The 17,650-nt window shown below is 70.1% G+C and carries 16 protein-coding genes; 6 read left to right on the top strand and 10 right to left on the bottom strand.

Features of this window, described 5'->3' with window-relative positions; all coding sequences use genetic code 11:
- Positions 1–131: 131 nt before the first annotated feature.
- Entirely contained in the window at positions 132–1,631 is a 1,500-nt protein-coding gene (locus tag M3U25_RS04610) for a S10 family peptidase (RefSeq protein ID WP_355499661.1), read from the top strand.
- 250 nt (positions 1,632–1,881) lie between these two features.
- Here the strand turns inward: M3U25_RS04610 and M3U25_RS04605 are convergent, their stop codons facing one another.
- Both M3U25_RS04605 and M3U25_RS04600 read right to left on the bottom strand, forming a co-directional pair.
- Entirely contained in the window at positions 1,882–3,003 is a 1,122-nt protein-coding gene (locus M3U25_RS04605; RefSeq protein ID WP_242159921.1) for an inorganic phosphate transporter, read from the bottom strand.
- A gap of 85 nt (positions 3,004–3,088) precedes the next feature.
- Positions 3,089–3,715: a DUF47 family protein gene (locus M3U25_RS04600; protein ID WP_160964949.1), complete on the bottom strand. Its 627-nt coding sequence runs from the start codon at positions 3,713–3,715 to the stop codon at positions 3,089–3,091.
- Positions 3,716–3,975: 260 nt separating this feature from the next.
- On the opposite strand from M3U25_RS04600, the gene M3U25_RS04595 reads away from it, so the two are divergent.
- Together M3U25_RS04595 and M3U25_RS04590 are read left to right on the top strand one after the other, a co-directional pair.
- Positions 3,976–5,319, top strand: coding sequence for a hemolysin family protein (locus tag M3U25_RS04595; RefSeq protein ID WP_242159920.1), 1,344 nt, complete (start codon positions 3,976–3,978; stop codon positions 5,317–5,319).
- Entirely contained in the window at positions 5,303–5,965 is a 663-nt protein-coding gene (locus tag M3U25_RS04590) for an exopolysaccharide biosynthesis protein (RefSeq protein ID WP_355499667.1), read from the top strand. The genes M3U25_RS04595 and M3U25_RS04590 overlap by 17 nt, the downstream gene beginning before the upstream one ends.
- A gap of 37 nt (positions 5,966–6,002) precedes the next feature.
- Here the strand turns inward: M3U25_RS04590 and M3U25_RS04585 are convergent, their stop codons facing one another.
- Both M3U25_RS04585 and M3U25_RS04580 read right to left on the bottom strand, forming a co-directional pair.
- A complete protein-coding gene (locus M3U25_RS04585) occupies positions 6,003–6,230 on the bottom strand; it encodes a hypothetical protein (protein ID WP_355499670.1) in 228 nt (75 codons plus the stop codon).
- Between the two features lie 159 nt (positions 6,231–6,389).
- Positions 6,390–7,388, bottom strand: coding sequence for an LLM class flavin-dependent oxidoreductase (locus tag M3U25_RS04580; protein WP_242159917.1), 999 nt, complete (start codon positions 7,386–7,388; stop codon positions 6,390–6,392).
- A 259-nt stretch (positions 7,389–7,647) separates the two neighbouring features.
- Here M3U25_RS04580 and M3U25_RS04575 point away from each other — a divergent pair, with 259 nt between their 5' ends.
- Positions 7,648–8,454 carry an SDR family oxidoreductase gene (locus M3U25_RS04575; RefSeq protein WP_355499674.1) on the top strand — a complete coding sequence of 269 codons (807 nt, stop codon included), beginning with the start codon at positions 7,648–7,650 and terminating at the stop codon, positions 8,452–8,454.
- A gap of 138 nt (positions 8,455–8,592) precedes the next feature.
- Here the strand turns inward: M3U25_RS04575 and M3U25_RS04570 are convergent, their stop codons facing one another.
- Together M3U25_RS04570 and M3U25_RS04565 are read right to left on the bottom strand one after the other, a co-directional pair.
- Positions 8,593–9,348 carry a sulfurtransferase gene (locus M3U25_RS04570; RefSeq protein WP_355499677.1) on the bottom strand — a complete coding sequence of 252 codons (756 nt, stop codon included), beginning with the start codon at positions 9,346–9,348 and terminating at the stop codon, positions 8,593–8,595.
- A 103-nt stretch (positions 9,349–9,451) separates the two neighbouring features.
- Positions 9,452–9,817, bottom strand: a complete 366-nt coding sequence (locus M3U25_RS04565; protein ID WP_242080978.1) for a DUF6164 family protein — start codon at positions 9,815–9,817, stop codon at positions 9,452–9,454.
- A 66-nt stretch (positions 9,818–9,883) separates the two neighbouring features.
- Between M3U25_RS04565 and M3U25_RS04560 the strand changes: the two genes are divergently transcribed.
- Both M3U25_RS04560 and M3U25_RS04555 read left to right on the top strand, forming a co-directional pair.
- A complete protein-coding gene (locus M3U25_RS04560) occupies positions 9,884–10,327 on the top strand; it encodes an FKBP-type peptidyl-prolyl cis-trans isomerase (RefSeq protein ID WP_184502444.1) in 444 nt (147 codons plus the stop codon).
- A 13-nt stretch (positions 10,328–10,340) separates the two neighbouring features.
- Positions 10,341–11,603, top strand: coding sequence for a TIGR03862 family flavoprotein (locus tag M3U25_RS04555; RefSeq protein ID WP_355499682.1), 1,263 nt, complete (start codon positions 10,341–10,343; stop codon positions 11,601–11,603).
- Between the two features lie 19 nt (positions 11,604–11,622).
- Here the strand turns inward: M3U25_RS04555 and M3U25_RS04550 are convergent, their stop codons facing one another.
- The 4 genes from M3U25_RS04550 to M3U25_RS04535 all read right to left on the bottom strand — a co-directional run bounded on the left by M3U25_RS04550 (position 11,623) and on the right by M3U25_RS04535 (position 17,551).
- Positions 11,623–13,809, bottom strand: coding sequence for a diguanylate cyclase (locus tag M3U25_RS04550; protein ID WP_355499686.1), 2,187 nt, complete (start codon positions 13,807–13,809; stop codon positions 11,623–11,625).
- A gap of 182 nt (positions 13,810–13,991) precedes the next feature.
- On the bottom strand, positions 13,992–14,483 hold the full coding sequence (locus M3U25_RS04545) for a GNAT family N-acetyltransferase (RefSeq protein ID WP_355499688.1): 492 nt from the start codon (positions 14,481–14,483) through the stop codon (positions 13,992–13,994).
- Entirely contained in the window at positions 14,480–16,102 is a 1,623-nt protein-coding gene (locus M3U25_RS04540; protein WP_242159911.1) for an FMN-binding glutamate synthase family protein, read from the bottom strand. The genes M3U25_RS04545 and M3U25_RS04540 overlap by 4 nt, the downstream gene beginning before the upstream one ends.
- A gap of 159 nt (positions 16,103–16,261) precedes the next feature.
- The gene (locus M3U25_RS04535) at positions 16,262–17,551 is read right to left on the bottom strand and encodes a nucleotide sugar dehydrogenase (RefSeq protein WP_355499692.1); all 1,290 of its coding nucleotides are present in this window, start codon (positions 17,549–17,551) and stop codon (positions 16,262–16,264) included.
- Positions 17,552–17,650 lie beyond the last annotated feature (99 nt).

The raw sequence follows: 17,650 nt of genomic DNA, 5'->3' as shown, positions 1-17,650 counted from the left end.
CTGGCGATTGTAGCCAGCGCCGATGAACCGGCATGCCGCGGTGGCGCCGCCAGCGACCATGGCTTTGTGCACATCCGCCATGCCGACGCCGCGGCCTAGCATGCCGGCTCCCTCCCTGCGAGCGACTGCCCGTGCCGACCTTCCCCTCCGTCCTGCTGGCCGCGCTGCTGGCCGCGACGCCGATGACCGCGGCGCTGGCCGCCGATGCCGATGCGGCGAATGCCGACAAGCCCGACAAGGCCGCCGTCGAACCGGCGCCGCTGCCGGCCGACGCGCAGACCAGCCAGTCCACCCAGCTCGACGGCCGCACCCTGCGCTACACGGTCAAGGTCGGCACGCTGCCGGTGAAGGACAAGCAGGGCAAGGTCGTGGCCGACGTGGTCTATACCGCCTACACCATGGACGGCAAGGACCGCCCGGTGACCTTCGCGCTCAACGGCGGCCCCGGCGCGGCCTCGGTGTATCTCAACCTGGGCGCGATCGGGCCGAAGGTGGTGGCGTTCGGCAGCGAGGGCGACAGCGCCTCGGCACCGGCGCAACTGCGCGACAACCCCGGCACCTGGCTGGACTTCACCGACCTGGTGTTCATCGACCCGGTCGGGACCGGCTTCAGCCGCTCGCGGGTGCCCGACGAGCAGGCCAAGAAGCAGTTCTACAACCCGCAGGCCGACGTCGAGTACCTCTCGCGCACCATCTACGACTGGCTGCTGAAGAACCAGCGCCTGCAATCGCGCAAGTACCTGGTCGGCGAAAGCTATGGCGGCTTCCGCGGCCCGCGCATCACCCACTACCTGCAGACCAAGCTCGGCGTGGCGATGAACGGCGTGGTCCTGGTCTCGCCGTATCTGAACCCGACGCTGGACGACAACGGCGACGTCTCGCCGCTGCCGTGGATGCTGACCCTGCCGTCGATCGCCGCCGCGCACCTGGAGCGCGAGGGCAAGCTGACCCCGGAAGCGATGCGCCAGGTGATCGACTACACCCGCGGCGATTACGTCACCGCGCTACTGCGCGGGCGTTCCGACCCGGCCGGCACCACCCGCATGATCCAGCAGGTGACGGCGATGACTGGCCTGGACCCGGCCTTCGTGCGCCGCGCCGGCGGTCGCCTGGAGACCCAGGCCTATCTGCGCGAGGTGTTCCGCGACAAGGGCGAACTGGGCAGCCGCTACGACTCCAACGTCACCGCCTTCGACCCGTTTCCCAACGCCCCCGAGCAGCGCGCCAACGATCCGCTGCTGGACAGCATCATTGCCCCCACCACCACCGCGATGGTCGATTTCGTGACCCGCGTGGTCGGCTGGAAGATCGACGCCCGCTACGAGGCGCTGAACTACGACGTGAACCGGTTGTGGGACTGGGACGACGAGCTGCGCAAGGGCTCGGTGACGCAACTGCGCCAGTCGGTGGCGATCGATCCGAAGCTGCGCGTGCTGATCGTGCACGGCTGGAACGACCTGTCGTGCCCGTTCATGGGCTCGGTGCTGACCGTGGACCAGATGCCGGTGATGGGCAACGACCCGACTCGCGTGCAGGTCAAGAACTACCCCGGCGGCCACATGTTCTACAACCGCGCCGACAGCCAGCGCGCGTTGCGCCAGGACGTTTTGGCGATGTATCGGGCTAATTGATGGGAATGGGGAATTGGGAATGGGGAATCGCAAAAGCGATTCCCCAGTCGTCGAGACAATACCCCGACCTGCGTGGTTCGGGAGTGCTATCGCGATAGAGTCACTGCGACGTCGCCACGCAGGCAACACTCCTTGCGACAAGAGGACGTAAGACGTATCCAGATTCCTTTCGGAGGGCGACATCGTCACCGTTCGCGGGAAATCTATGCTTTTACGATTCCCGTTTCCCCACTCCCGATTCCCGGCTCCCTCACACCCACCCAGCCAGCGCGAATCCCCGAAAAATCAGATACGCCACGCCGGCGGCGGCGGGGATGGTCAGGATCCAGGCCCAGACGATGCGTTCGATGACGCCGAAGCGCAGCGAGCGCGGGTTCTTGGCGAAGCCCACGCCCATGATCGCGGTGGAGATGCTGTGGGTGGTGGACACCGGCATGCCGAAGTGCGCGGCCAGGGTCAGGATCGTGGCCGAGCTGGTCTCCGCGGCGAAGCCGTGGATCGGATGCAGCTTGACCATCTTGTGGCCCAGGGTCTTGATGATCTTCCAGCCGCCGGAGGCGGTGCCGGCGGCCATCACCACCGCGCAGGTCAGCACGATCCAGGTGGCGATGCCCTGCCCCTGATGGGCGTCGGGGTGCAGGAACGCCAGCCACGACGGCAGGTCGTCCAGGGCGCCGGTGCTCTGCGCGCCGATCAGGGTCATGGCGATGATGCCCATGGTCTTCTGCGCATCGTTGTGGCCGTGCGCGTAGCCCATGTACGCGGCCGAGGCGATCTGCGCCTTGCCGAAGAAGGCGTTGACCCAGCGTGGCCGCGCCAGCCGCCCCAGCGGACCGCCCAGCTTGGCCAGGCCGGCGATCGCCGCCCACAGCAGCAGCATCACCGCGATGCCGAGCAGGAAACCGGCGATCGGCGAAGTGACCATCGGCACGAACACCTTCCACAGCAGGCCCTTGTTCTTGGCCCAGTCGCCGACGTTCTGCGACCAGATCAGCGCGCCCCAGTTGTTGTGCGCGGCGGCCAGGCCGGCGCCGCACAGGCCGCCGATCAGCGCGTGCGAGGACGAGGACGGCAGGCCCTTCCACCAGGTGATCAGGTTCCAGACGATGCCGCCGAGCAACGCACACAGCACCACCTGCGGGGTCACCGCGACCACGTCGGTGTTGAGCAGGCCCGAGGCGATGGTCATCGCCACGGCGGTGCCGGTCAGCGCGCCGACCAGGTTCATCGCCGCGGCCAGCATCACCGCCCAGCCGGGGCTGAGCACCTTGGTGGCGACCACGGTGGCGATCGAGTTGGCGGTGTCGTGGAAGCCGTTGATGAACTCGAACACCAGCGCCGCCAGGATCACGATCAGGACCAGGGTCAGCATCGGCGCGCCTCCGCGCACGGACCAGCGGCGGCCGGCGCGCACAGGGCGCCGCGGCCGCGCAGGCAGCAACTCCGCAGCGCGTCCATCAGGAGTTCTTCAGCACGATCTGGTAGACCACCACGCCGGCCTCGCGGCAGCGGTCGATGGCCTTCTCCAGGATTTCGAAGAACTCCTTGAGCAGGAACATCTGCAGGTTGTCCAGGCGCCCGGAGTAGATGTCGCGGTACAACTCCAGCATCAGCCGGTCGGCCTCGTTCTCCAGCGAGCGCAGCTTGTCGTTGAGCGCGCTCATCCGGTCCAGGTTCATGTTGCGCAGGTCGTGGACCATGTCCACCACCACCGCCGCGGCCTGCTCGAGCATCGCCGCGCGCGGGGCGAAGTCGATGTGCTCCAGGTGCTGGATCGCCAGCGAGTAGCGGTCGGCGAACTTTTCGACCTGCTTGGGGATCTTGTACAGCGCCGAGCCCAGCGCCTCGATGTCCTCGCGCTCGATCGGGGTCATGAAGCTGTCCACCAGCGCCTGGCCGATCTTGTCGGAGGCCGCGCGCTCGCGCAGGCGCGCCAGCTTGAAGCCGTCCAGCGCCGGCTGCCGGTCGGACTCGCGCATCATCGCGTGCAGGGCCTTGGTGCTGTCGTAGGCGGCCTGCGCCGCCTCGTCGAGCAGAGTGTAGAACTGCTTGCCGGAACCGAAGATGGTCTGCAACGAAAACATGCAACGCGCTTCCCGCCGTCGCGGGAAGGACGGCACTGGGGCGGAATTATGACTGTTTGCTGACACCTGCGGGTAGTCGCGGCCGCCAGGCATGCCCCTGGCGGCGTCGCGGCGGCGTGGACGCGGCCCCCGCCCGGGTTTGCTACCATCGCAGCCGCGCCCTCCGCGGGCGCACCCTATGGACGATCACCCTAGCCCCCCTCCCCCGCGCCGCAACGGCGCCCATGTCCCCGCTTTCCTTGGCGCCAAGGAGCGCGCGCATGCTTGAACTGTTGATCGTGGCAGCCCTGGTGCTGCTGAACGGTTTCTTCGCGATGTCCGAGATGTCGCTGATGACCTCGCGCAAGAGCCGCCTGAAGCAGATGGCGCAGACCAGCACGCGCGCGGCCAAGGCGTTGGCGCTGGCCGAGAACCCCGAGCACTTCCTGTCCACCGTGCAGATCGGCATCACCGCGATCGGCATCCTGACCGGTGTGTTCGGCGGCGAGGCCATCGGCGTGGCGATCGCGACCAAGCTGCAGGCGCTGTTCCCGGCGCTGTCCGCCAACTTCACCCTGTTCGGCGATCCGCAGCCGTGGTCGGCGCTGATCGGCAAGACCCTGGCGATCGTGCTGATCACCTTCCTGACGCTGATCTTCGGCGAACTGGTGCCCAAGCGCCTGGCGCTGACTCGTTCTGAGGTCATCGCCGGCTTCGTCGCCATCCCCATGGGCTGGCTGGCCTGGATCGCCGCGCCGTTCGTCTGGGTGCTGTCGCGCACGACCCGGCTGGTGCTGCGCCTGCTCGGCCTGGGCAAGGAGGAGTCGGCCTCGGTGTCCGAAGAAGAGATCCGCATGCTGGTGGCCGAGAGCCACGAGGCCGGCGTGATCGACGCGCACGAGCGCGACATGATGAACCGGGTCATGCGCCTGGGCGACCGCACCGCCGACAGCCTGATGACCCCGCGCAACCGCATCGCCTGGCTCGACGCCAACGCCGAGCCGCAGCGCAACCTGCAGGTGATGCGCGAGCACGAGTTCTCGCGCTACCCGGTGTACCGCGGCAGCGACCAGGACATCGCCGGCGTGCTGGAGGTGAAATCGTTGGTCACGCGCATGGACGGCGACGCCACCCAGCTGTTCCAGAGCCTGCGCGACACCCTGTTCGTATCCGAGTCCACCCACGCAATGAAGCTGCTTGAGATCTTCCGCGAGGAGCAGCAGTCGATGGCGCTGGTGGTGGACGAGTACGGCGAGATCCAGGGCCTGGTGACGATCAGCGACCTGATGGGCGCGGTGGTCGGGCGCCTGCAGTCGGCCGACAACGCCGACGAGGACGCACTGGTGGTGACCCGCGCCGACGGTTCGCTGCTGATCGACGGCTCGCTGGCGATCGAGGACCTGCGCGAACTGCTGGGCGGCGCCGAGCTGCCCAGCGCCGAGGAAGGCGACTACAACACCCTGGCCGGGCTGTGCATCTACTACTTCGGGCGCATCCCGCACGCGGGCGAGTTCTTCGACTGGGCCGGCTGGCGCATCGAGATCGTCGACCTGGACGGCGCGCGCGTGGACAAGCTGCTGCTGCGCAAGCTGCAGGACGAGAACAGCGATGACATCACCGGGTGACGCACCCGGCGGTGAGCAGCACGACGGCGACTACGGCTACAGCGCCGAGGGCATCCGCACCCTGCTCGACACCTTCGTCCTCGGCGATCCGGACGAACACCTGCGGCTGCGGTTGATCCTCGCCGACCTGCAGCAGAGCGCGTTCGGCGTGTTCCTGTTCGTGGCGATCCTGCCGGCGTTCCTGCCGGTGCCAGGCCTGGCCGGCGGCATCAGCGGGCCGCTGGTGACGCTGATCGGCGTGCAGATGCTGATCGGCCTGCGCAAGCCGTGGCTGCCGCGCTTCATCGGCGAGCGCGGGCCGCGCCGCCGCACCATGCAGCGCTTCGTCGGCCGTATCGCGCCGTGGCTGCGGCGCCTGGACCGTCTGCTCAAGCCGCGCCTGCCGGCGCTGGTCGACACGCTGCCGGCGCGCGCCTTCAGCGGCCTGTTGCTGATCGTGCTGGGGATCCTGCTGTCGCTGCCGATCCCGTTCACCAACTACGCCTTCGGCGCGATGCTGCTGCTGTTCGCGCTGGCGCTGCTGGAACGCGACGGCGGGCTGATGCTGCTGTCATGGCTGGGCAGCATCGCCGTGGCGCTGAGCCTGGGATTGGCCTCGGATCAGGTGGTCGACCTGGGCCGGGAATGGATGCAGAAGCTGCGTTGATCCCGCGGCCGCAGCGGCGCTGCGCCGCTGGCCTGGCTCACTTCACCAGAGACAGTTCCACATCGCCGGCGAAGACGTTGCGTCTGTACGACGGGCGCGGCGGTGCGCTCTGCGCGGCGCGTTCGCTCGCCTGGCTGCGCGCGCGCTCGAAATACTTGCTCATCTGTTGCAAGGCCGCTTCCAGTCCACATTCGTGCGCCGGCGCCATCGGATGTTGTGCCTTCATTGCCGATCCCCTGTTTGCGTCGTTGTACGGCCATTTCATGAGCCGAACGCCACGCTGATGCGCGGCGCGAGACGATCACATACCCGGGAAAATCAAGACGTCGTGAAAGCAGCACATGCTGTGATGCGCATCAACACAGATGCGGCATTGCTCGCTCGAGTGCGTCTGCGCTCGTAGACACGCGCGCAGAGCTGCGCATCAGGCGGCCGCAGCCACCTGCGTCCACGCTTCTGCCGCCAGTTGGAACGAGCGCAAGCGCGCGGCGTGATCGTGGATGTTCGCGGTCAGCAGCAACTCGTCCGGCCGGTGCCGCGCGACGAAGTCGGCCAGGCCCTGCGCGACCGTGCCGGGATCGCCCAGCACCGTACAGGCCAGCGCCCGCTCCACGCCCAGCTTCTCGTGCGGCGCCCAGAACGCCTCGATGTCGTCGATCGGCGGCGGAATCAGCCCGGGGCGGCCGCGGCGCAGGTTGACGAAGCTCTGCTGCTGGGTGGTGAACAGGCGCCGCGCCTCGGCCGTGGATGCAGCGGCCACCACGTTCAGGGCCAGCACTGCATACGGCGCCTGCAGCCGCGCCGACGCGCGGAATTCGCGGCGATACACGGCCAGCGCCTCGTCCATCGCATCCGGCGCGAAATGCGAGGCGAAGGCGAACGGCAGCCCCATCGCCGCGGCCAGGCGTGCACTGAACAGGCTCGAGCCGAGCAGCCACACCGGCACCTCGATGCCCGCACCCGGCACGGCACGTACCAGTTGCCCGTCCACCGCCGGCTCGAAGTAGCGCAGCAACTCGGCCACGTCGTGCGGGAACTGGTCGGCGCTGTCGAAGTAACGGCGCAAGGCACGCGCCGTGGCCTGGTCGGTGCCGGGCGCGCGGCCCAGGCCCAGGTCGATGCGTCCGGGATACAGCGAGGCCAGGGTGCCGAACTGTTCGGCCACCTGCAGCGGCGCATGGTTGGGCAGCATGATGCCGCCGGCACCGACGCGGATGCGCTTGGTGCCGCCGGCCACATGCCCGATCAACACCGCGGTGGCGGCGCTGGCGATGCCGGGCATGTTGTGGTGCTCGGCCAGCCAGTAGCGGTGGTAGCCCCAGCGTTCGGCGTGTTGGGCCAGGTCCAGCATGTTGGCGAAGGCGGCGGTGGCGTCGCTGCCTTCGCAGACCGGGGCGAGGTCGAGGATGGAGATCGGCATCATGGTGAGGCGTGTTCCTGCAGGCGATGCGGTCGAATTGGGGGCGCCGGCCGCCGATTGCAGCGGCTGCGGCCGGAACGCTGATTTGCGCTGGGCGTGGGGTGTGGGTGGCGGGGCAGGAAGCTTGGCTGGCGGTCGTACCCTCACCCCAACCCCTCTCCCGGGGGGAGAGGGGCTTTTACTGCCTGCACCACCGCGCTACCACGCGGGTTGCACGGCACGCCGGCTACGCTGGCGCCCCCGCCCTCGCCTGGTCATCCCCATGTCGCTGATTCCGCCGCCCGCCCCCGTTCCCGCCCTGCCCCTGCGCGACCGTGTGGTGCTGGTCACCGGCGGCGCGCAAGGCATCGGCCGCGGTGTGGTGCAGGCGGTGCTGGGCGCCGGCGGTCGGGTCGCCTTCTGCGACCTCGACGCCGATGCCGGGCGTGCCTGCGTGGCCGAACTGGACGCCGGCGAGCGCCTGCTGTTCCGCCGCGTCGACGTGGCCGCAGAGGCCAGCGTGCGCCGCTTCGTCGATGTGGCCTTGGCCCGCTTCGGCCACATCGACGGCCTGGTCAACAACGCCGGCATCGCCGATCCGCATACCGGACCGCTGGAGCGGCTGTCGCTGCGCGAATGGAACCGGCGCCTCGGGGCAAGCCTGGGCGGCGCATTCCTGTGCAGCAAGCACGCCCTGCCGGCGCTGCGCGACAGCCGCGACGGCGGCGCCATCGTCAACATCGCCTCCACCCGCGCGCAGCAGTCCGAACCGGACACCGAGGCCTATGCCGCGTCCAAGGGCGGGCTGGTGGCCTTCACCCATGCGCTGGCGATCAGCGCCGGCCCGGCGGTGCGGGTCAATTGCATCAGCCCCGGCTGGATCGCCACCGACGCCTGGCGCATGCCGAACGCGCGGCGCACGCCAAAGCTGTCGCGGCAGGACAATGCGCAGCACCCGGCCGGGCGGGTCGGCACGCCGCAAGACATCGGCGCATTGGCGGTCTACCTGCTCTCGGCGCAGGCCGGCTTCATCACCGGCCAGGAGTTCGTGGTCGATGGGGGCATGACGCGCAAGATGCAGTACGCCTGACGGCGCTGGGATTGGGGAATCGGGAATGGGGATTCGTTGGAGCGGCTGGTGCCTCACCTGACGGGCCGAGTGCACCATCTGGCAGCAAACCGCCTTTGCCAATCCCCAATCCCGACTCCCGAATCCCCGCCGCGGCAATCAATCGCTGGCCGACGCCACGACATCCACTAGCGGCCGCAATTGCGGATCCAGCGCCACGCGTTCGTCGAAGACGAAGCAGCGGCCTTCGTAGCCGTCGCCGCCCACCTCCTCGAAGTAGCCGAGGATGCCGCCGTCCAGTTGCAGCACGTTGTCCATGCCATCGGCGCGCATCCACAGCGCTGCCTTTTCGCAGCGGATGCCGCCGGTGCAGAAGCTGACCACGGTGGCGTCGGCCAGCGCCGCGCGATGCGGGGCCAGCGCCTCCGGCAGGTCGGTGAACTTGACGATCGGCAGGGTCAGTGCGCCAGCGAAGGTGCCGTGGACCACTTCCTGCGCATTGCGCGTGTCCAGCAACACCACGCGCCGGCCGGCGTCGTCGTGGCCCTGGCGCAGCCAGCGCTGCAGCGTGGCCGGCGCCACCGCCGGCGCGCGCGCCGCCTCCAGCGGCGAGGCGGCGTCGCGGCGGAAGCTGATGATCTCCGGCTTGACCTTGACCTTCAGCCGCGCGAACGGCTGCCGTGCGCTGGCGCTGGTCTTGATGCGCAGATCGGCGAAGCGCGGATCGCCGCGCAACTGCGCGTAGAAGCCGTCGATCGCCGCCGGCGCGCCGGCCAGGAACAGGTTGATGCCCTCGCCCGCCACCAGGATGGTGCCGCGCAGACCGCCGTCCTGCGCCCAGGCGTGCAGTTGCGCGGCGAGCGTGTCGGGGTCGGCGATGGCGACGAAGTGGTAGGCGGCGGTATTGGCGATCATCGGCGCATTTTAGAGCCTGCGACGTGCAACCGCTGCAGGACATGCTGCTGCCCACGCGCCGGCGAAGCGCGCCCAGGCAGGGCCCGCAGCGCCAGCGCCGCCGCTAGCCGCGCAGCAGCAGGAACGGCAGCAACACCAGCGAGGCCACCAGCAGCATGCCCAGCAAGGTCGCCAGCACGAACAGCGGGCGCTGCCGCAGCAGGCTGGCGAAGGTCTCGGCGCTGCCGTCGCGCAGCGCCGCGGCGCGCTCGGCACGGGCGCGTTGGCCACGTTCGGCCTGGTACTCGGCCAGCAGCGCCTTGGCTCGCGCCTGCTCGGCGTCCTCGCGCAGCCAGATGCCGCCGGCGGAGATGCCGAAGGTGCCGGCGCGGGTTTCGTAGTAGCCGATGCCGGCGGCGTCTAGCAGCGCGCAGACCTCGGCGCGTTCGTCGTCGGGCACGTGGCGCAGATTGAGCAGCAGTTTGGCCATGCGCCGATGATAGCCGCTGCGGCGATGCGCTACCCTTGCACGCCCTGCCCGCCGTGGACGTCCCGCATGCGCCGAATCCTGCTGCTGTTGAGCCTGTCGTTGCCGGCGTGGCTGCTGAGCGGCTGCACGCCGCCGGGTCCGCCGCCCGGCGGCAGCATCGCCGCGTTCCAGGCCACCGACGAGCGCGTCGGCGACGGCGCCGAGGCCCGGCCCGGCAGCCGCGTCACCGTGCACTACACCGGTTGGCTGTACGACGAGCACGCCAAGGACAAGCGCGGCGAGAAATTCGATGCCTCCGCCGACCACGGCCAGCCCTTCAGCTTCGTGCTCGGCGCCGGCCAGGTGATCCGCGGCTGGGACGACGGCGTGGCCGGCATGCGCGTGGGCGGCAAGCGCCTGCTGATGCTGCCGTCGGATTACGGCTACGGCGCCAGCGGCGCCGGCGGGGTGATCCCGCCGGGCGCCTCGCTGGTGTTCGAGGTCGAGCTGCTCGATGTCCAGCCGCGTTGAGCCGCGCCCGCACATGTCCGCTGCCAAACACGCCGCGCCGGTGCGCGGCCGACTCGCCATCGTCGGCGGCGGCCCGGCCGGGCTGATCGCCGCCGAGACCGCGCGCGCCGCCGGCGCCGAGGTCGATGTCTACGAGGCCAAGGGCTCGGTCGGACGCAAGTTCCTGATCGCCGGCAAGGGCGGCCTCAACCTGACCCACTCCGATCCGTTCGCCCGTTTCGTCGCGCGCTATCGCGAGCGCGCCACGGCGGTCGGCGACTGGCTGGCCGACTTCGATGCCGATGCGCTGCGCGCCTGGGCGCAGGCGCAGGGCGTGGAGACCTACGTCGGCAGCTCCGGACGGGTGTTCCCGCTGGACCGCAAGGCGGCGCCGCTGCTGCGTGGCTGGGTGCGGCGATTGAAGGACGCCGGCGTGCGCTTCCACGTGCAGCAGCGCTGGCTGGGTTGGGACGCGGACGGCGCGCTGCGCTTTGCCGGTGCCGACGGCGAGCAGCGGGTGCAGGCCGATGCCTGCGTGCTCGCGCTGGGCGGCGGCAGCTGGCCGCAGCTCGGCTCCGACGGCGCCTGGCAGGACACCCTGCGCGCGCGCGGCGTGGCGGTGGCGCCGCTGCAGCCGGCCAACTGCGGCTTCGACGTGGACTGGAGCGCGCATTTCCGCGAACGCCATGCCGGCGCGCCGCTGAAGCCGGTGGTCGCACACTGGCACGATGCGCAGGGCCAGGCGCAGTCGCTGCAGGGCGAATGCGTGGTCGGCGAGCACGGCATCGAAGGCAGCCTGATCTATGCGCTGGCTGCGGACCTGCGCGAGGCCATCGCCGCGCACGGCCCGGCCACGCTGTGGCTGGACCTGGTACCCGGCCGCGACCTGCCGCGGCTGCAGGCCGAGCTGGGCAAGCCGCGCGGCGGCCGCAGCTTCGGCGAGCACCTGCGCCGCCAGGCCGGCATCGACGGGGTCAAGGCGGCGCTGCTGTTCGAGATCCTCGGCAAGCAGGCCGGCCAGGATCCGGCGCTGGCCGCGGCCACGCTCAAGCGCCTGCCGCTGACCCTGCAGCGTCCACGCCCGCTGGCCGAGGCGATCAGCAGCGCCGGCGGCGTGCGCCTGGAGGCGCTGGATGCGCAACTGATGCTGCACGCGCTGCCCGGCACCTTCTGCGCCGGCGAAATGCTCGACTGGGAAGCGCCGACCGGCGGCTACCTGCTCACGGCGTGCTTCGCCAGCGGCGTGCGTGCCGGGCGCGGCGCGGTGGCCTGGCTGCAGCGCCAAGCCGCGCACTGACCGCCGCTGCGCGTGGTGCTCAGAGCACCGCGATCTGCACCCGCGCCTGCGGGTCGCGCTTGGCCACGTACATGGCCTCGTCGGCGCGCTGGGTGAGCAGCACCGGGTCGAAGCCCGGTCCCGTCTGCACGGCGATGCCGATGCTCGGTTGCAGCGGCAGATGCCGGCCGCTGACCACGCAGCCTTCCGCACACGCCTCCATGATCCGCGCGGCGGCGGCCAGCACTTCGTGCCGGGCGTCGGCCAGCCCTTCCAGCAGGACCACGAACTCGTCGCCGCCCAGCCGGGCGATGCTGTCCTGCCCGCGCAGGCAGCGCTGCAGCAGCCGCGCGAAGTGCACCAGCAGCGCATCGCCGACGTGATGGCCGAAACGGTCGTTGACGCTCTTGAAGTCGTTCAGATCCAGGAACATCACTGCCACCTGGCTCTGGCTGCGGCGCTCGTTCATGCGCCGCCGCAGCGTCTGGTTCCAGGCCATCCGGTTCGGCAGCCCGGTCAGCTCGTCGCGCAGTGCACGCTCTTCCAGCAACCGTGCCAGCCGGGTCTGCCCGGTGATGTCGCTGATCATCAGGTGCAGGCCGACCCGCTGCGGTGCCAACGCCACGTCCGGGATCAGGCTGAAATGCATGATCCGCAGGGCGTCGGTGGCATCGCACAGTTCGGCGTCGAACTGCGCCGGGACGCCCTGCAGCGCTGCCGGCAGATGCGCTTGCAGCAAGGCCTGCTGCTGCGGATCCAGCACCTCGTGCAGGCGGCGGCCGATGATGCGCTCCGGCGCCAGCCCGAACCACGCCGCATACGGTCGGTTGACGAACTGGTAGCGCAGGTCGTGGTCGAGGTAGGCGATCAGCGCCGGCGCGTTGTCGGCGATGGTGCGCAGTTGCGCCTCGCTGGCGCGCAGGCGGTGCTCGGCCTGGTGCTGCTCGGTGATGTCCTGGATATGGGTGACGAAGTGCAGCGGGCGCTGCTGTTCGTCGCGCACCAGCGACACCGCCAGGCGCGCACGCACGGTATGGCCGTCGCGGTGGTGATAGCGCTTTTCGCTGTGGTAGTCGTTGCGGCGGCCGTCGATCAACGCGGCCACCTGATCCATGTCTTCGGCGAGGTCCTCAGGATGGGTCAGATCCTGGAAGCGCAGCTCCAGCAGCTCCGCGCGGCTGTAGCCGAGCATGGCGCACAAGGCGTCGTTGACGTCCAGCCAGCGCCCTTCCAGCGACACCAGCGCCATGCCGTGCGCGGCCACCGAGAACGCGCCGGAGAAGCGCTGCCCGGCCAGCAGCGCCGCGTGCGACGCCGCGCGTTCGGCGCTGACGTCGCGCATCACGCAGACCGCGCCCAGGCTGCGCCCATCGCCGCCTTCCAGCCGTTCCGCATTGCACAGCACGCTGCGCGGCGCTTGCCCCTTGGCGGCGATCATGATCTCCGCATCGCGCACCGATTCGCCGCGCCAGGCACGGACCAGCGGCACCTCCTCGCTGGTCAGCAGGCGCTTGCCGCTGGCGTCGAACAGGTCGAAGTACTGTGGCCACTGCTCGGGCGGCAAGGCGCGCGGATCGGCGCCATGCCACTGCCGTGCCACCTGGTTGAACTCGCCCAGGGTGCCGTCGGCCATGCACGATACGACGCCGTCGGGCATGGTTTCCAGCAGCAGGCCCAGGGTCTTGGCCTGGTCGTGGGCGATGCGCGCGTCGCGGCGCGCTTCCAGTTGCGCAGTGACCTGCCTGGCCAGCCGCCGCAGGCCCTCGCGCTGGCGCGCGTCCAGCTGCCGCGGACGGATGTCGATCACGCACAGGGTGCCGTAGATGTGGCCCTGGTCGCCGACCAATGGCATGCCGGCGTAGAAGCGCAGGTGCGGCGCACCGAGCACCAGCGGGTTGCCGGCGAAGCGCGGGTCCAGCGTGGTGTCCGGCACCTCCAGCAACTGCGGCGACAGCAAGGCATAGGTGCAGAACGCGATCTCGCGTGGATAGCCGGTGGTGCCGCCGGGCAGGCCACAGCTGGCCTTGAGCCATTGCCGGCGTTCGTCGATCAGCGAGATCAGCGCGATCGGCACTTCGCACAGCTGGCTGGTCAGCCAGATCAGGTCGTCGAAGGCCGGTTCCTGCGCGGTGTCGAGCATGCCCAGTTCGGCCAGCGCGTGCAGGCGGCCCGCTTCGTCGGCGGGCAGCGGCACGGAAGCGACGTCGGGGACCGAGGGTGGGTTCATGCGCTGCACGCTGAGGAGATAGCGGCACGATAACGGGCGGCGGTGATGATGGCGAGCACGCCGCGAAATGCTGCAGTGCAAAAAGCACGCGATGGCCGGCTGGAACGCCGCCATGGCTGCCGGCGGCGAACCGTCAGGCGTACTAGGCCCTTCCGGTCCGACGCCGCACCGGCTGCAATCGATCACCCGGTCGCGACGGTCTTCTCCATGAACACGCAAGCGAGGACGATTCCGCTCGGGTGCGGATAGCCGCCCTCGCGCACCACCGCGTAGCCCTGCGCACGGTAGAACGCCACCGCATTGAGCGCCGCCGCCACCTGGATGCGCGGGCACGCGGCCAGGCGCTGCTCCAGCGCCTGCAGCAGTTGCCGGCCGAGGCCGCTGCCGCGCAGCGCCGGGTCGACGAACAGGCCGTCGATCTCGGCACCGGCCAGGTCGACCACGCCGAACCCGAGCACGCGACCGTCGGCGTCCTCGGCGACGATCGCGCCGCCGGCGGCGACCAGCCCACGGTACGAGGCCGGTGCCGGTGCCGCCGACCAGCGCGCGATCACCTCCGGCGGATAATGGCTGCTGCAGACCTCGCGGACACAGCGGGTGCGCAACGCCCAGAGCGTGGGGATGTCCTCGGACAGACCCGGCCGCAACCGCGTCGGCAGCGCCACGCCGCTCATTCCGATTTGCTGTCGCGCAGGCGCCGGATCCGCTCCGGCGGCTGGAACGAATCGCTGCGCGCGTCGCCCCAGTAGTCGTGGAAGACCGCATGGTCGGGCACCGTGCGCAGCAGTTCGCCCGGCTCCAGGTAGCGGTACAGCGAGGCCAGCGAGCGGATCTCCACCTGCGAGATGCGGCGCAGGATGTGCTCCGGCCCCAGTTGCGAGGGATGCGTCAGCCCGGCGGCGCTGAGCAGTTCGCGCAGCGCCTTGAGCGTGTTGGCGTGGTAATGCGCGACCCGGGTGGCCTTGTCGGTGGGGTCCAGATGCTGCCAGCGGCGCCGGTCCTGGGTGGCGATGCCGGTGGGGCAGCGGTCGCTGTGGCAGCTCAGCGACTGGATGCAGCCCAGCGCGAACATGAAGCCGCGCCCGGCATTGCACCAGTCCGCGCCCAGCGCCAGGGTGCGCGCGATGTCGAAGGCGCTGGTGATCTTGCCGGCGGCGCCGAGCTTGATGCGCTCGCGGATGTCCAGCCCGACCAGGGTGTTGTGCACCAGCAGCAGGGCCTCGTGCATCGGCACGCCGACGTGGTCGATGAATTCCGCTGGCGCCGCGCCGGTGCCGCCCTCGGCACCGTCGACGACGATGAAATCCGGGTACAGGCCGCTTTCCTGCATCGCCTTGGCGATGGCGAACCACTCCCAGGGGTGGCCGATCGCCAGCTTGAAGCCGGTGGGCTTGCCGCCGGACAGCTCGCGCAGCCGGGCCACGAACTGCAGCAGTTCCAGCGGCGTGGAGAACGCCGAATGCCGCGACGGCGACACGCAGTCGCGGCCCATGGCGACGCCGCGGGTGGCAGCGATTTCGGCGCTGACCTTGGCCGCCGGCAGCACCCCGCCATGGCCCGGCTTTGCGCCCTGCGAGAGCTTGATCTCGATCATCTTGACCTGCTCCAGCGTCGCGTTGGCGACGAAGCGCTGCGGGTCGAAGCGCCCGTCCTCGTCGCGGCAGCCGAAGTAGCCCGAGCCGATCTCCCACACCAGGTCGCCGCCGCACTCGCGGTGGTAGGGCGAGATCGAGCCCTCGCCGGTGTCGTGGTAGAAGCCGCCCTGGCGCGCGCCGGCATTGAGCGCGCGGATGGCGTTGGCCGACAGCGCGCCGAAGCTCATCGCCGAGATGTTGAACACGCTGGCCGCGTACGGCTGCGCGCACTCCGCGCCAATGGTGATGCGGAAGTCGTGGTCGGCGATCTCGCTAGTGGCCAGCGAGTGGTTGATCCATTCGTAGTCCGGCGCATAGGTGCTGCGCTGGGTACCGAACGGCACCACATCCATCACGTTCTTGGCGCGCTGGTAGACCAGGGCACGCTGCTGGCGCGAGAACGGCGCCTCCTCGATGTCGCTCTGCAGGAAGTACTGGCGCATCTCCGGGCCGACCGATTCCAGGCCATAGCGGAAATGCGCCAGGATCGGATAGTTGCGGCGCAGGGTGCTGCGGGTCTGCAGCAGGTCCACCGTGCCCAGCACCGCCAGCACGGCGAAGGCGGCCACGCCCCAGCCCCACAGCGGCCAGATCGCGCACAGGGCGATGGACAGCGCCAGCAGCAGGCAACTGGCGATATAGGCTAGGTAACGGTGCATCGCGTTCCTCGCAGGAGTCGGAAGCCGGCGAGTGTAGAGGGTGTCGCGGGTCAGGCGCGGCGGTGGCGGCGCGGTCCGCTCCGCCCGGGTACAGCTTGCCGGTGCCGCCGCCCGCGGCGCGCCGGCGGCGCGGGAGCGCGGGCCGCGCGCGGCGGCATGCTAGAGGCGGTCGTCCACCGCCGCGCGCGGCCACACCGACTTGACGTCGTAGACCACCAGGTCGGGCTTGCCGAGCGCCCGGATCTGGGCGGCGTCCAGGTCGCGGTAGGCCGCGTGCGCCACCGCCAGCACCACCGCGTCGTAGCGGCCGGGCACCGGGTCGGGCAACAGGGCGACGCCGTGCGTCTGCGCCGCCTGCGGATCGGCCCAGGGATCGCAAGCGTCGACGCGGGCGCCGGCCGCGGCCAGCGCCTGCACCAGTTCCAGCGCGCGGCTGTTGCGCAGGTCCGGGCAGTTCTCCTTGAAGGTGACGCCGAGCACCAGCACGGCCGCATCGGCCATCGCCACGCCCTTGCCGGCCAGCAGCGCCTGCACCCGCGCGGCGACATGCGCACCGACCCGGTTGTTGACCTGGCGCGCGGTGTGGATCAGGTCCGGGTGGTAGCCGACGCTCTCGGACTTGTGCAGCAGATAGTAAGGATCGACGCCGATGCAGTGGCCGCCGACCAGGCCCGGCCGGAACGGCAGGAAGTTCCACTTGGTGCCGGCCGCGTCCAGCACGTCCTGAGTGTCGATACCGAGCCGGTCGAAGATCAGCGCCAGTTCGTTGACCAGGGCGATGTTGACGTCGCGCTGGATGTTCTCCACCACCTTGGCCGCCTCGGCCACGCGGATCGACGGCGCGCGCCAGGTGCCGGCGGCGATGATGCCGGCATACAGGGCGTCCACCGCCTCGGCGGCGGCCGGGTTCGAACCGGAGGTGATCTTGCGGATGTCGGCCAGGCGCCGCTGGCGGTCGCCGGGGTTGACCCGCTCCGGGCTGTAGCCGCAATGGAAGTCGATGTCGCAGCGCAATCCCGAGCCCTGCTCCAGCAACGGCACGCACACTTCTTCGGTGGTGCCCGGATAGACGGTGGACTCGTAGATCACCAGGTCGCCGCGCTTGAGCACGCCGGCCAGCAGTTCGCTGGCCTGACGCAGCGGCTGCAGGTCGGGCTGTTCGTGCGCATCGATCGGGGTCGGCACGGTGACGATGTACACGTTGCGGTCGCGCAGTTCCGCCGCGTCGTTGCTGTAGCGCAGGTGCACGCCGGCGCGCAATTCCTCGGCCTCCAGTTCCAGGGTCTGGTCGTGCCCGGCGCGCAATTGCGCCACGCGCTGCGCATCGATGTCGTAGCCGAGCGTGTCGTGGCGGGCACCGAAGGCCACCGCCAGCGGCAGGCCGACGTAGCCGAGGCCGATCACGGCGATGCGCGGCGGCGCGGAATCGAACACGGGGGCAACGGGCATGCCAGTCCTTTGCGGGCACCGGCAGCGGCGGCCGTCGGCGCATGGTGGTGGTAATCGGAGTGCCCGCGCGTGCGGACCTCGCCATGGTAAGCCGCGCCA

It is taken from the genome of Xanthomonas sp. PPL134 (assembly GCF_040595915.1).
Classification (GTDB): Bacteria; Pseudomonadota; Gammaproteobacteria; order Xanthomonadales; family Xanthomonadaceae; genus Xanthomonas_A; species Xanthomonas_A indica.
The sequence above is the reverse complement of the archived record's forward strand: the minus strand, read 5'-3'. Positions and strand labels throughout refer to the sequence as shown.